This window comes from Pseudomonas shirazica, assembly GCF_015168335.1.
Lineage (GTDB): Bacteria > Pseudomonadota > Gammaproteobacteria > Pseudomonadales > Pseudomonadaceae > Aquipseudomonas > Aquipseudomonas asiatica.
Genome location: NZ_CP063456.1, coordinates 4,626,551 through 4,639,631, shown reverse-complemented (window position 1 = coordinate 4,639,631; position 13,081 = coordinate 4,626,551). Strand labels below are relative to the sequence as shown.

At 65.4% G+C, this 13,081-nt stretch carries 12 protein-coding genes; 4 read left to right on the top strand and 8 right to left on the bottom strand.

The window, feature by feature from the left end:
* Positions 1-47: 47 nt before the first annotated feature.
* The gene (gene pbpC, locus IMX18_RS21435) at positions 48-2,402 is read left to right on the top strand and encodes a peptidoglycan glycosyltransferase PbpC (protein ID WP_217190794.1); all 2,355 of its coding nucleotides are present in this window, start codon (positions 48-50) and stop codon (positions 2,400-2,402) included.
* 225 nt (positions 2,403-2,627) lie between these two features.
* The gene (locus IMX18_RS21430; protein WP_217190792.1) at positions 2,628-4,292 is read left to right on the top strand and encodes a ShlB/FhaC/HecB family hemolysin secretion/activation protein; all 1,665 of its coding nucleotides are present in this window, start codon (positions 2,628-2,630) and stop codon (positions 4,290-4,292) included.
* 135 nt (positions 4,293-4,427) lie between these two features.
* Here IMX18_RS21430 and IMX18_RS21425 read toward each other — a convergent pair whose 3' ends face one another.
* From IMX18_RS21425 to IMX18_RS21390, 8 genes are all read right to left on the bottom strand, one after another.
* Positions 4,428-5,201: a response regulator transcription factor gene (locus tag IMX18_RS21425; protein ID WP_085721454.1), complete on the bottom strand. Its 774-nt coding sequence runs from the start codon at positions 5,199-5,201 to the stop codon at positions 4,428-4,430.
* 124 nt (positions 5,202-5,325) lie between these two features.
* A complete protein-coding gene (locus IMX18_RS21420; protein ID WP_013970724.1) occupies positions 5,326-5,796 on the bottom strand; it encodes a prepilin peptidase in 471 nt (156 codons plus the stop codon).
* A gap of 279 nt (positions 5,797-6,075) precedes the next feature.
* On the bottom strand, positions 6,076-6,645 hold the full coding sequence (locus tag IMX18_RS21415; protein ID WP_039614657.1) for a DUF4136 domain-containing protein: 570 nt from the start codon (positions 6,643-6,645) through the stop codon (positions 6,076-6,078).
* Positions 6,646-6,664: 19 nt separating this feature from the next.
* Positions 6,665-7,300 (bottom strand): DUF4136 domain-containing protein, encoded by a 636-nt coding sequence (locus IMX18_RS21410; RefSeq protein ID WP_137137881.1) that lies wholly within the window; start codon positions 7,298-7,300, stop codon positions 6,665-6,667.
* A gap of 21 nt (positions 7,301-7,321) precedes the next feature.
* Positions 7,322-8,071 carry a methyltransferase domain-containing protein gene (locus IMX18_RS21405; protein ID WP_217190790.1) on the bottom strand — a complete coding sequence of 250 codons (750 nt, stop codon included), beginning with the start codon at positions 8,069-8,071 and terminating at the stop codon, positions 7,322-7,324.
* The gene (locus tag IMX18_RS21400) at positions 8,068-8,373 is read right to left on the bottom strand and encodes a MazG-like family protein (protein ID WP_013970728.1); all 306 of its coding nucleotides are present in this window, start codon (positions 8,371-8,373) and stop codon (positions 8,068-8,070) included. The genes IMX18_RS21405 and IMX18_RS21400 overlap by 4 nt, the downstream gene beginning before the upstream one ends.
* A gap of 190 nt (positions 8,374-8,563) precedes the next feature.
* The gene (locus tag IMX18_RS21395; protein WP_100414121.1) at positions 8,564-9,415 is read right to left on the bottom strand and encodes a MaoC family dehydratase; all 852 of its coding nucleotides are present in this window, start codon (positions 9,413-9,415) and stop codon (positions 8,564-8,566) included.
* Between the two features lie 2 nt (positions 9,416-9,417).
* Entirely contained in the window at positions 9,418-10,770 is a 1,353-nt protein-coding gene (locus IMX18_RS21390) for a 3-oxoacyl-ACP reductase (RefSeq protein ID WP_217190788.1), read from the bottom strand.
* 118 nt (positions 10,771-10,888) lie between these two features.
* On the opposite strand from IMX18_RS21390, the gene IMX18_RS21385 reads away from it, so the two are divergent.
* Entirely contained in the window at positions 10,889-12,166 is a 1,278-nt protein-coding gene (locus tag IMX18_RS21385) for an acetyl-CoA C-acetyltransferase (RefSeq protein WP_015268829.1), read from the top strand.
* A gap of 39 nt (positions 12,167-12,205) precedes the next feature.
* A complete protein-coding gene (locus tag IMX18_RS21380; protein WP_054572849.1) occupies positions 12,206-12,985 on the top strand; it encodes an AraC family transcriptional regulator in 780 nt (259 codons plus the stop codon).
* The last annotated feature ends 96 nt before the right edge of the window (positions 12,986-13,081 follow it).

Genomic DNA, 13,081 nt, shown 5'->3' with positions numbered 1-13,081 from the left:
TTGCCGTTCCCAAGCCTTTGGCCATCACCTGGCCAGGTCGGTTCCCGATGCCAAGCTTAACGCGGCCGCATACCCGTGCGGGCAGGCTGTTGCGCGCCACGGTGATCGGCATGCTGGTACTGTTCGGCCTGTTGTGGCTGGCTGACCGCCTATGGCCGCTGCCCATGCCCGGAGACGACCTGGCCCGCGTGGTGCTGGCCGAGGACGGCACGCCGTTGTGGCGCTTTGCCGATGCCGATGGCGTATGGCGCTACCCGGTCAGCTCCGACGAAGTCTCGCCGCTGTATCTGCAGGCGCTGCTCACCTACGAAGACCGCTGGTTCTACAGCCACCCCGGAGTCAACCCGCTGGCCCTGGCTCGCGCTGCCTGGCTGAACCTGCGTGGCGGGCGTGTGGTGTCGGGCGGCAGCACGCTGTCGATGCAGGTCGCACGCCTGCTCGACCCGCATGAGCGCACCCTGGCCGGCAAGCTGCGCCAACTATGGCGCACGGCGCAGCTGGAATGGCACTTGTCCAAGCGCGAAATCCTGCAGATCTACCTGGACCGCGCGCCCTTCGGCGGCACCCTGCAGGGCGTGGCGGCGGCCAGCTGGGCCTACCTTGGCAAGTCGCCCATGCACCTGACCCCGGCCGAAGCGGCGCTGCTGGCCGTGCTGCCCCAGGCGCCCAGCCGCTTGCGCCCGGACCGTCACCCCGAGCGTGCGCAGCGCGCCCGGGACAAGGTGCTGCAACGCCTGGCCGAATACCAGGTGTGGCCGGCTCAGCAAATCCGTGAGGCTGCCGAAGAGCCGCTTGTGCTGGCGCCACGTCAGGAGCCGGCTCTCGCGCCGTTGCTGGCCCGGCGCCTGAACAGCGCCGACAGCCCGCCGCTGATCCGTACCACGCTCGACGCCGCACTGCAGCGGCGTCTCGAAGACCTGCTGCTGGGTTGGCGGGCACGGCTGCCGGAGCGCACCTCCGCCGCCATCCTGGTGGTCGATGCGCAGACGATGGCGGTGCGTGCCTACCTGGGTTCTATCGACCTGGCCGACGAGCGCCGCTTCGGGCATGTCGACATGGTGCGTTCGTTGCGCTCGCCGGGCTCCACTCTAAAGCCGTTCCTCTACGGCATGGCACTGGATGATGGCCTGATCCATTCCGAGTCGTTGTTGCAGGATGTGCCGCGACGCTATGGCGACTACCGCCCCGGCAACTTCTCCATGGGCTTCAGCGGGCCGGTGTCGGCCAGTTCGGCGCTTGCGCGGTCGCTCAACCTGCCGGCGGTGCAGCTGTTGGAGGCCTATGGTCCGAAACGCTTTGCCGCGCAACTGCGCATGGCGGGCATGCCGCTGATATTGCCGCCTCTGGCAGAGCCCAACCTGTCGTTGATCCTGGGTGGCGCGGGCAGCCGCCTGGAGGACCTGGTGGGTGGCTACGCTGCGCTGGCGCGGGGTGGCAATAGTGCGAGGGTGCGCCTGCAACCACAGGATCCGTTGCTGGAACGGCGCCTGCTGTCGCCAGGGGCGGCGTGGATCATCCGGCGCATCCTCAGCGGCCAGGCGCGCCCCGACCGCGACCCGCATGCCGAGCTGGTGCAACGCCCGCAACTGGCGTGGAAGACGGGCACAAGCTACGGCTTTCGCGATGCCTGGTCGATCGGCGTGGGCCCGCGCTACCTGATCGGCGTATGGATTGGCCGCCCCGATGGCACACCGGTCCCCGGCCAATTCGGGCTGGCTTCGGCAGCGCCGCTGATGCTGCAGGTGCACGACCTGCTGAGCAACCGTGACAGCCAGCGTGGCATCAGCGTGCCGGTGGAGCGGGTGCCGGCGAACGTCGGCGTGGCTGCGATCTGTTGGCCACTGGGCCAGCCGATGAGCAAAAAGGACCCCAACTGCCGGCGTCAGCGTTTCGCCTGGACTTTGGACGGCACTACGCCGCCAACCCTGCAGGCCGCCGACCAGCCACTCGGCCTGGGCCTGCGCGAAAGCGTATGGGTCAACGACCAGGGGCTGCGCGTCGATGGCAGTTGCCCGGGCGCCAAGGCCCGCGATATCGCCCTATGGCCCGCCCCGCTGGAGCCTTGGCTGCCACGTGTGGAGCGGCGTGCGGCGCGCCTGCCGGCCATCGATCCGGCCTGCCCGCCGCATGTGCCGGCCAGCGCGCCACCGCTTTCGATCGTGGGCGTGCGCCCGGGCGACAACCTGCGCCGCCCGGCCACCAGCAGCGAGCCGTTGCAACTGCATGTGTCGGCGCTGGGCGGCGGCGGTCGGCGCTGGTGGTTCCTCAACGGCCAGCCATTGGGCGAAACCCAGGGCCAGGACAGCCTGCTGGTGCGCTTCCAACAGGTAGGCCAGGCCGAAATCAGCGCGCTGGATGAAAGCGGCGAGACGGCGCGCGTGGCGTTCCAGGTCAGCGAGTAGCCGTTCGACGAGGGCCGAGGCAGCACCTACGCTTGCAGGTAACGGGTGTGACCGGCTGGCGCCCCTGATGCCTGTAAGTCAAGCAATTTGGGGCCGCTTTGCGGCCCTTCGCGGGCACGCCCGCTCCCACAGGTTTGGTGCTGGGTTCAGGAAAGCGCGATCTCGGTGGGAGCGGGCGCGCCCGCGAAGGGCTGCAACGCAGCCCCAGGGAACATGGAGCGCCCTATGCGTCCTCTGGCCGTGCCCCTATTGTTGCTGCCTTGGGCACTTGCGGCCCATGCCGAGCCTTTGCCGGGTTTTCTCGACAGCCATGAGTACGAACGTCGCCTGCCCAGCGCCAACCTTCCAATAGACGCCTACCGCCCGGTCAGCGCTCACCTGCAGCTGGCTGGGGTGGAGGGTGACAGCCCCGCGTGGGCGCCTGCGAATACCCGGCTGGTGCTGCATAAAGTGCGCTTCGAAGGCGGCACGGTGTTCCCCCTGAGCGACCTGCGCGAACACTACCAACCGCTGATCGGGCGCCAGACCACGTTGGGCGAGCTGCAGCAGTACACCGCGCGCCTGACCCAGCGCTATCGGCAGGAAGGCTACCTGTTGTCGTACGCCTACCTGCCGCCGCAGGAAGTGGCCGATGGCCGGGTCAATGTGGTGCTGGTCGAAGGTTATATCCGTGATTACCGCGTGGACGGCGATATCGGCCCGGCCGGCGCCTATCTGCATCAGCTGCTGGAGCGGCTTGCCACCGAGCGCCCGCTGACCCGAGAAACGCTGGAGCGCTACCTGGGCCTGGCCGAGCGCCTGCCGGGGGTAACGATAGAGCCGCAGCTGGCCGTGGCGCAAACCGCTGATGGTGCTGCGCGGTTGACCGTGCATGCGCAGCGCAAGCCGTTCAGCGCTGCTGTTATCGTTGCTGATGGCAACCGCGACGATGCGCAGGCGCTGCTGACGGCAACCAGCCACGCCCAGACCCGCTTTGCCGAACAGATCGAGGCCAGCCTGTTGCTGCCGCCGGGGGATGACCAGGTGCATTACCAGCGCCTGGCCTACAGCCAGTACCTGGACGCGGGCGGCAGCCAGCTGCTGCTGTCGGCTTCGCGCTACCGCAGCGAACCCGGCACGCGGATTCGTCTGGACGATGGCCGTGACATCACCCGCAAGCGCGACAGCGATCGCTATGCGATCGGCCTGCGCCAGCCGGTGATCGTCAGGCCGGATGAATGGATGGTGGTGCAGGGGCAGGTGTATTCGGTCAGTGAGCACTTCGAGGACCGGGTAGATGGGTTGCCATCGGCACGGGACTACGACACCTACGTGCGTGCGCTGTCATTCGAGGGCGACTGGCGCAAGGTGGAAGAGGGCCGTTTGCGCATCGTCAGCGCCGGGGTCTATCAGGGCCTGGATTATCTGGGGGCGCGTAGCGATGCCGACTACGATCTGGATTTTCTGCGGTTGCGGCTTTCCGGCTTGCAGAGCAACACGTTGCTAGGTAACTGGCAGGGGGTGGTGTCCGGGGCGTTGTACTGGAGCGATGACCAGCTGCCTGACAGCGAGCGTGCGGGATTTGGCGGGCAAAATTTCGGCCGTGGCTACCCGCGCGACCAGGCGGACGGCGACAAGGGCTGGGGTTTGGCTTACGAGGTGAACTACAGCATGCACGGCAGCTGGCTGGCGTTGGTGCAGCCCTATGTGGTGGTGGACACGGCGCAGGCATGGCATAACCGAGGGCCTGTGGAGGATGCCCACCTGGCTTCGGCGGCGCTTGGGGTGCGATTGGGCGATGGGCGCTTGTTCAATGTGGCGCTGGAGGTGGCCAAGCCTTTGGCCGATGTGGCATTGGACAGCCTGGACCGCGCGCCGCGCGTGACGTTAAAACTGGCTATCCAGTTGTAACAGGTGAACCGAGGATCTGTAGGAGCAGCCTTGTGCTGCAAAGAGGCCATTTCAGGCGCAATCTTTTGTATGCCATGAGGGCCCTTTCGCAGCGCAAGGCTGCTCCTACAAAAAAGCGGTGTGCCTACCGGTCACTCAATGGGTAGTAAACCGCTGATGCACCGGCGACGAACTGGGTGTCAGTGCCAGTGCCAGCTGGGTGCGGTTGTGCATGTGGGTCAGGCGCAGCACCTGCGACACATACAGCTTCACGGTATTCTCGGTAATGCCCAGCTCACAGGCGATCTGGTAGTTGGTCTGGCCCTTGCCCACCAGGCGGGCTACTTCCAGCTGGCGTGGCGACAGCTTCTCGAACGCCGCTGGCAGTTCGCTTTCACTCTCGTCCACATCGCTGGCACGCCGGTGCATGCCCTGGCCCCGGGCTTTTTGCAGGTCCTGGTAAAGCTCGTCCATCGACTCTGCCAGCTCTTGCAGACGCTGGCTCAACCCGCCCAGCTCGCGGAAGCTGCGCTGGCGCTCCTGCACGGCCTGTTCCTGGCGGCGTACGCCCTCCAGCAGTTCATCGAGGTCCATGGGTTTCTGGTAGTAATCGGCAAAGCCCTCGCGCAACGCTCGGATCACATCCTGCTTCTCCGCTCGACCGGTCACCATGATGGCCTCGAACGCGCGCTGCCCGCCTTGTATCTTCAGTTCGCGGACCAGTTCAATACCATCACGACCAGGCATGTGCAGGTCACAGATGACCACGCCAATGGTCTCGTCTGCCAGGTAACGTTCCAGGGCTTCGTCAGTGGAGTGGGCCGGCAGGCAGCGGTAACCCTTGGTTTCGAGAAACTCACACAATTGTTCGACTATCACTGGTTGGTCATCGACCACCAATATCTTCACATCACTGAATGCTCTGGACACGATCAACTCCCTGTCGTTACGCGGTCCTGCTCCCGGGCCAAGCGCTCTGCAAACTAAAAATAGTCGGGGGTAGTGGATTTGTACAAATTACATATTCTGTACAGCCATCGGACCACGAGATTGCTCACTGGATCCATACAGCAGTCAAAAGAAAACCGGTGAGCACATAGGGGACGAACGCCTGCTTGTCACCCATTTCCTCGGTCAAAGCCTGCAAGCGCTTTTTTACCTTGGGGTTGAGCAACGTCCACAGGCGCCGGCGGGTAAGCAGCCACAGCAGCACGCTGACGCCGGCGCCGATGAAGGTGCCAAGCACGTATTGCGGGCTGGTGGCCAGGGCCAGGGCGCCCATCAGCTTGACGTCATCGGCACCGAAACGGCCGAGCATGTAGCCGGGCAGGGTCAGCAACATGACGATGGCCAGCGCCCATCCGGCATCGCTGGCATCGGCGCCGATCCAGCTGCGGCCAGTGGCGAAAAGCCAAGCCAGGGCACAGGCAGCCACACCCAGGGTGAGCATGTTGGATATCTGGCGTTGACGCACGTCCTGTTCGGAGCACAAGGCAAGCCACAGCAGGAGAACAATGCTTTGCATTGGCAGGTCGCCCTTCCCAAATGTTGAACACATCTACCCGGTCAGTCAGGTTTCCTTAAGTGAAGATAGACGGGAACCTGCGGGGAGTGGAGCGGGAGAGGGAAAAAGGCGTGGCCGGGATGGATTTTGTCGCTGTTGAAACAGGCCTCGCAGGCGACCCTTGTGGGAGCGGGTTCACCCGCGAACACCGGCAAAGCCGGTGCCATGCACCGCGTTGTTTTCTTCGCGGGTAAACCCGCTCCCACAGGGGCTGCGGTGCCTGCATAACCGCGCTCGGTGTTACTTCTTGCTCCCCGGCGGGTAGTTGGCCAACACCTTGGTCACGGTGTTCTGGATCGCGCTGTTGCGTTCCTCGGGGCTTGGCGGGTAGTTGTTCATGATCTGCTCGGCACTGCCGCGCCACACCAGCTTGCCGTCACGCCCATCGAACAGGTCGATCTGGATAGTGGCGACCTTGTAGTCGACGCTGCGAGTTTCGTTGTACATCGGGCCACCCCAGTAGCCGCCCCAGTAGCCTCCCCAGCCACCGCCGTAGTTGGTGGTGATCTGTTGCTGGCGCTGCTCGACGATCAGGTACGCGCGCACTGTCACGTCCGGCCGGGCGCCGCCTTGTACCGGGCGCAGGCCACGCTGGTCGAGTTGGCTTGCAACTGCCTGGCGAATGCGTTGCTCGGTGAGGTCGCTCTTGATTCGTGGGTCATCCGGGCGGTACTGCAGGCCCGGTTCCTGCCATGCCCAGCTGCGGTAGGCGGCAAAGTCACGGCTGGCATCGAAATCCTGCTGGACGTTATTGCTGGAGCAGGCGGCGAGCAACAACGCGAATGACAGTAGAACGAGACGGCGCAACATGATGGTTCTCCGTTGGATATCAACTGGGAGGATAGCCGTTGAGCGCCTTGTGCACAGAATCGCGCAGGGCGCTTTCGCGTTCACGCGGCGAGTCCTTGTCGCTGCCGCTTTCGGCACTGGCACTCCATACCGGCTGGCCGCTGCGGGCGTCGTACAGGTCGATACGCACCACCATCACCTGCACTTCGTAGGTGCGCACGATGGGCACGCTGGCATAGCCCCCATAGCCATGGCGGTAGCCGCCATAGCCGACACCGCCATAGGGATACGGGCCGTAGTAAGGGTCGTAGGCATCGTAGTCACGTACCTGGCGCAAGCGCTTTTCCAGGCGTATGTCGGCGCTGACCAGCAAGTCGCCGGGGCCGCCCCGGGCGGGACGCAGGCCATGCTGGTCCAGTGCGCCGCTGACGGCATCGGCCAGTTGCGCCGGGTCGGTATCGACCGAGCCACTGGGCAACTGGCCGTTGAGCCAGCTCCAGCTACGGTAGTGCCCGTAATCACGGGCCGGTGTCGGGTAGGCACTGGCATCGAAGGTGCTGGCCGCCTGGACCGGTGCCGGTGGTAACGGGCGGCTGCTGGCCACGTAGGGGTTGCTGCCCTGGCAGCCAGCCAGGGCAAGCGGCAGCACGGCCAGGCACAACAGACGGTACGGCATGTATTCCTCCCGGCGGGCAGGTCAACGGGGGCGACAGACCCAGTGCAGGTAGCGGCCGAGCCCGGCGAAGCTGGGGTGGCGACGGTAGGCCAGTTCCATTTCCAGCAAGTCGAGCAGTTCAGCCTTGCCCTGGAATTCCTTGGGCATGTAGTCGTGGAATACCCGCACACCACTTTCGCTTTCAACCTGCCACATGGGTTCAAGTTGCGCCCTGAGTTCGCGTGGATCAAGCGGTTTTTGCGGGGTCAGGCTCTGCTTTTCACCTTCCAGCCGGTTGCTGCGCAACTTGCGGAAATGGCCCTTGAGCAGGTTGCGATAGACCAGGGCGTCGCGGTTGTAGAAGGCCAGCGACAACCACCCGGAAGGGGCCGTGAGCTGGTGCAGCACCGGCAGGATGCTTTCGGGCTCGGCCAGCCATTCGAGTACGGCGTGGCATAGCACCAGATCGTAGGGTTCGGTCAGCTGGCCAAGCAGGTCTTGCCAGGGGGCCTGGATGAAGGTGGCCGGTTGGCCGGCTTCGGCAAAGCGCGCCCGTGCGCCGTCGAGCATGGGCGCGGCGGGTTCGGCCAGGGTCAGCTGGTGGCCGCGCTGGGCCAGCCACAAAGCCATGTGACCCAACCCGGCACCGATGTCGAGGATGCGCAGCGGGCGGTCAGGCAGGGCTTCGGCCAGGTCGGCCTGCAGCACGGCCAGGCGGATCGCGCCCTTGGCGCCGCCGTAGATCTTTTCGGCAAAGCGGGTAGCCAGCTCATCGAAGTGACGGTCGCTCATCGGGCGAAGCGCCTCTCGCTGTCGGCCAGCTTGGCTCGCACTACCTGGTCCATGTCCAGGCCAAGTTCGCTGCACAGCAGCAACAGGTAGAGCACCACATCGCCGATTTCCTGGCCGGCATGGGCCAGCTTATCGGCTGGCAGCTGGCGCGATTGGTCTTCGCTCAGCCACTGGAAGATTTCCACCAGCTCGGCCATTTCGACACTGGCGGCCATGGCGAGGTTCTTCGGGCTGTGAAAGCCGCGCCAGTCGTTGTTGTCGCGGATCTGGTGCAGGCGTTGGGTGAGTTCTTGCAGGTTCATCGGGGGTCTCCTAATGCTGCATAGCTTCTGCGCAGGCCCGATGCAAAGCAAGCGTATACCGCCAAGACAGACATGGTCCCTGTAGGAGCGGCCTTGTGTCGCGATGGGGCGCGAAGCGGCCCCAAATTATCAGCTTCGCCGCTGGCATCGCCGGGGCCGCTTTGCGGCCCATCGCGACACAAGGCCGCTCCTACAGGGGGGCCCAGCGCCCGACCATGTGCAGCACCCCGCCATGCCCATCCAGCCGCAGCTCTCCCGCAGCCCCCGCCTCACTGGCACCGAGCACCACCTCCGATGGCAACCGCACCGGCTTGCGGAAATCCACCTCGAAGGCAAAGCCACTGTGCGGCAGGTGCCCGCGCAGTGCCGCCAGGGCCATGGCCTTGCTCCACATGCCATGGGCAATGGCCGTGGGGAAGCCGAAGAGCCGGGCACTGGCCGCGCTGAGGTGGATCGGGTTGTAGTCCCCGCAGACCTTGGCATAACGCCGGCCGATATCGCTGTCGGCGTACCAGCGGGTCGCCTCTGGCAGCGCTTGCGGTTCGTCCTCGGCAGGCTCACCTGCCTGGCTTTCCAGCTTCAGCCCGCGCACCAGCATGCGGCTGGTCTCGCGCCAGAGCAGGCCGATGCCGTCTTCGGCTTCGGTGACCAGGTCGAAGGTGCCGCCCTTGGCATGCGCTTGCAGATTGCCTGCATGCACCGCAAAGCGCAGCCCTTCGATACCGCCCAGCGGGCGCATCACTTCGATGCGGTTGTGCAGGTGCACCAGGCCGAGCAGCGGGAAGGGGAAGTTTGGCGCGGTCATCAACTGCAGCTGCAGCGTGAACGCCATGACATGTGGATAAGTACCCGGCAGGCGGCCATCGTCGGTGAAGTGGCACAGCCGACGATAGGCGGCCAGGTTGCCCGACTGGACGCGAATGAAGCAGCGCAGGCCGTCGTCCGGCAGCTGGTCGCCGCTGATGGTGCGCTTGCTTGCCGCGCGCAGGTACAGGCTGGCGCGCGAAGCCGGGCTGTGCAGGTCGTGCCAGTGTCGGCTCATGTTCAGGCCCCCATCAAGGCTTGGCCGCATACCCGCAGCACCTGGCCGTTGACTGCACCGGAGCCCGGCTGGCTGAGCCAGGCGATGGCTTCGGCGACATCCTGCGGGCGGCCGCCCTGGCCAAGCGAACTCAAGCGTCGCCCGGCCTCGCGCAGGCCCATGGGCATGGCGGCGGTCATGTGGGTTTCGATGAAACCGGGTGCCACGGCATTGATGCTGCCGCCGCGCTCGGCGAGCCGGGGCGCCCACGCCTGGGCCAAGCCGATCAGCCCGGCCTTGCTCGCGGCATAGTTGGCCTGCCCGCGGTTGCCGGCGATACCGCTGACCGAGGCCAGCAGGGTGATGCGCGCGTTTTCACCCAGGGCGCCGTTGTCGTACAGCGCCTGTGTCAGCACCTGCGGTGCCTTGAGGTTTACCGCCAGCACCGCGTCCCAGTATTCCGGGGTCATGTTGGCCAGGGTCTTGTCGCGTGTGATACCGGCATTGTGCACCACGATGTCGACGCCGTCGGGCAGGGCCGCAAGCAGTTGCGTTGCCGCGTCGCCGGCGCAGATGTCCAGGGGCAGCGCCTTGCCGCCCAGGCGCGCGGCCAGGGCGTCGAGATCCTGGCTGGCTTGGGGCACATCCAGCAGCAGTACGTCGGCACCGTCCCGGGCCAGGGTTTCGGCAATGGCGGCACCGATGCCCCGCGCGGCACCGGTCACCAGGGCGCGGCGCCCAGCCAGCGGCCGGGTCCAGTCCTTGACCTGGCTGGCGCAGGCATGCAGGCGCAGCACCTGGCCAGAGATAAAAGCGCTTTTGGGCGAGAGGAAGAAGCGCAGGGCGCCTTCCAGCTGACCCTCCGCGCCTGGGCCGACATACAGCAACTGCGCGGTCGCACCGTTGCGCAGTTCCTTGGCCAGCGAGCGGCTGAAGCCTTCCAGGGCTCGTTGGGCAATGCTGGCCAACGGGTCGTCGAGGCTTTCTGGCGCGCGGCCCAGCAGCACCACATGGGCGCACGATGCCAGGCTGCGCAGCAGTGGCTGGAAAAATTCGCGCAACTGCTTCAACGCGTCGCTGTCGGACAGGTCACTGGCATCGAATACCACGGCCTTGATCTTCGGCCCCAGGCCAGCCACCCATGCCTCGGCCTGGAGGTTGTCGGTATTGAAGCTGTAAAGCGTGTCGGTCAGGCGCGGGGCAATGGCTTCGACCTGGCTCGCCAGTGGCCCGCCACCCAGTACCAGGGCACCTTCGACCGGGCGCAGGCGGCCTGCCTGCCAACGCTCCAGCGGCGCTGGACGTGGCAGGCCAAGGGCATCCACAAGGCGGCGGCCGAGGTTGGAGTTGGCAAAGCCGAGGTAGCGATCGCTCATGAGTGGGTCTCCCGGAAGGCAAGCTTGAAAGTGTGGACCAACTTTGTGGCAAGGTCGTTCGAATGCGGTAAAAACACCTAGGCTGTACGGATCAAATTGTTTCAGGAGGAACAAGCGCATGCGTTCACTTCGCCGGGTCGCGATCCTGGGCGGCAACCGAATTCCCTTCGCCCGTTCCAATGGCGCCTACGCCACGGCCAGCAACCAGGCGATGCTAACCGTCGCCCTCGAAGGGCTGATCGAACGCTACCGCCTGCATGGGTTGCGCATGGGGGAAGTGGTGGCCGGTGCGGTGCTCAAGCACTCGCGTGACATGAACCTGACCCGGGAGTGCGTGCTGGGCTCGCGGCTGTCGCCGCAGACGCCGGCCTACGACATCCAGCAAGCCTGCGGCACCGGGCTGGAGGCAGCGCTGCTGGTGGCCAACAAGATTGCCCTGGGGCAGATCGACTGCGGGATTGCCGGCGGCGTGGACACCACCTCCGATGCGCCGATTGCGGTAAACGAAGGCCTGCGCCACATCTTGCTGCAGGCCAACCGTGGCAAAAGCCTGGGCGAGCGGCTCAAGCCATTCCTCAAGCTGCGCCCTCACCACCTGAAACCCGAATTGCCGCGCAACGGCGAGCCGCGCACCGGGTTGTCGATGGGCGAGCATTGCGAACGCATGGCCCAGGCCTGGCGCATTGGCCGTGCCGAACAGGACGAGCTGGCGCTGCTCAGCCACCAGGCGCTGGCTGCCGCGTACGCCGAAGGTTGGCAGGATGACTTGCTGACGCCGTTTCTGTCGTTGACCCGTGATAACAACCTGCGCCCCGACCTGACGCTGGAACAATTGGCCAAGCTCAAGCCAGCCTTCGACCGCAGCGGGCAGGGCACGCTGACGGCGGGCAACTCCACACCGCTGACCGATGGTGCTTCGCTGGTGTTGCTGGGCAGCGAGGAATGGGCCGAGCAGCAGGGGCTGTCGGTGCTGGCCTATCTGGTCGATGGTGAAACCGCTGCGGTGGATTTCGTTACTGGTCGCGAAGGGCTGTTGATGGCGCCGGTGTATGCGGTGCCGCGGCTGTTGGCGCGCAATGGCCTGACGCTGCAGGACTTTGACTATTACGAGATTCACGAAGCCTTTGCTGCCCAGGTGCTGTGCACGCTCAAGGCCTGGGAAGATGCCGATTATTGCCGCGAACGGCTGGGGCTGGATGCGCCGCTCGGGGCGATTGACCGCAGCAAGCTCAACGTCAAGGGCAGTTCGCTGGCGGCCGGGCACCCGTTTGCCGCGACCGGGGGGCGGATATTGGCCAACCTGGCCAAGCTGCTGGCGAGGTCGGGGAAGGGGCGGGGGTTGATATCGATCTGCGCTGCGGGTGGGCAGGGGGTGACCGTCATCGTCGAGCGCTGAGCTGTTAGGCTTGTCTGGTCAGAACTACAAGAAACCACCATGCCCATCATCGGACACCCCCGCCCCATTCCGGCGCTGGACTACCTGCCCAGGCCACTCTATGCCCGTGCCGAAAGCCTCGGCGCCGGCTCCTGGACCACCCGCCACCAGCACGACTGGGTGCAGTTTTCCTATGCCATCAGCGGCGTCCTCGGGGTGTATACACAGGAAGGCAGCTACTTCGCCCCACCCCAGTGGGGCGTATGGATCCCAGCCGATTTCGAACACGAGGTGGTCACCTCGATGCAGGCCGAAATGCGCAGCCTTTACGTGCGCCGGGATGCCTGCCCGTGGGCACCGGAGCAATGCCGGGTACTGGAAGTGACCCCGCTGGCGCGCGAACTGATCAAGCAGTTCTGCCTGTTCCCGGCAGACTACCCGGAGGGTGACAGCGCCGAGGCGCGGCTGGTGGTGGTGCTGCTCGACCAGTTGCGCATGCTGCCCGAGGTCGGTTTTTCGCTGCCACTGCCACGGCACCCGGGGTTGCTGGCGCTGTGCAATGGGCTGATCGCTGCACCGGACCAGTCGCAGACCTTGCAGCAGTGGGCGCGAGAGCTGGGGTGCTCGGAGAAGACGCTGATGCGGCTGTTCCAGCGAGAGACGGGCTTGAGTTTTCGCAACTGGCGGCAGCGTATGCGGCTGTTGTCGTCGCTGGCGCTGCTGGAGGCCGGGGAGAGTGTGACCGAGGCGGCGTTGGGGTGTGGGTATGACTCCACCTCGGCTTACATTGCGGCGTTCAAGCAATTGTTCGGCGCGACGCCGGGGGAATTGAAGCTTTAGGCAATCAGGCATTGTTTGCCTGCACCGGCCTTATCGCCGGCAAGCCAGCTCCCACAGGATCCCACTGCACTCAGGGCCTGTGCAGTACCTGTGGGA

Excerpts from the sequence above, each read along its gene's own strand:
- pbpC (WP_217190794.1), top strand. The coding sequence starts at position 48 with ATGCCAAGCTTAACGCGGCCGCATACCCGTGCGGGCAGGCTGTTGCGC.
- IMX18_RS21430 (WP_217190792.1), top strand. The coding sequence starts at position 2,628 with ATGCGTCCTCTGGCCGTGCCCCTATTGTTGCTGCCTTGGGCACTTGCG.
- IMX18_RS21420 (WP_013970724.1), bottom strand. The coding sequence starts at position 5,796 with ATGCAAAGCATTGTTCTCCTGCTGTGGCTTGCCTTGTGCTCCGAACAG.
- IMX18_RS21415 (WP_039614657.1), bottom strand. The coding sequence starts at position 6,645 with ATGTTGCGCCGTCTCGTTCTACTGTCATTCGCGTTGTTGCTCGCCGCC.
- IMX18_RS21410 (WP_137137881.1), bottom strand. The coding sequence starts at position 7,300 with ATGCCGTACCGTCTGTTGTGCCTGGCCGTGCTGCCGCTTGCCCTGGCT.
- IMX18_RS21405 (WP_217190790.1), bottom strand. The coding sequence starts at position 8,071 with ATGAGCGACCGTCACTTCGATGAGCTGGCTACCCGCTTTGCCGAAAAG.
- IMX18_RS21400 (WP_013970728.1), bottom strand. The coding sequence starts at position 8,373 with ATGAACCTGCAAGAACTCACCCAACGCCTGCACCAGATCCGCGACAAC.
- IMX18_RS21395 (WP_100414121.1), bottom strand. The coding sequence starts at position 9,415 with ATGAGCCGACACTGGCACGACCTGCACAGCCCGGCTTCGCGCGCCAGC.
- IMX18_RS21390 (WP_217190788.1), bottom strand. The coding sequence starts at position 10,770 with ATGAGCGATCGCTACCTCGGCTTTGCCAACTCCAACCTCGGCCGCCGC.
- IMX18_RS21385 (WP_015268829.1), top strand. The coding sequence starts at position 10,889 with ATGCGTTCACTTCGCCGGGTCGCGATCCTGGGCGGCAACCGAATTCCC.
- IMX18_RS21380 (WP_054572849.1), top strand. The coding sequence starts at position 12,206 with ATGCCCATCATCGGACACCCCCGCCCCATTCCGGCGCTGGACTACCTG.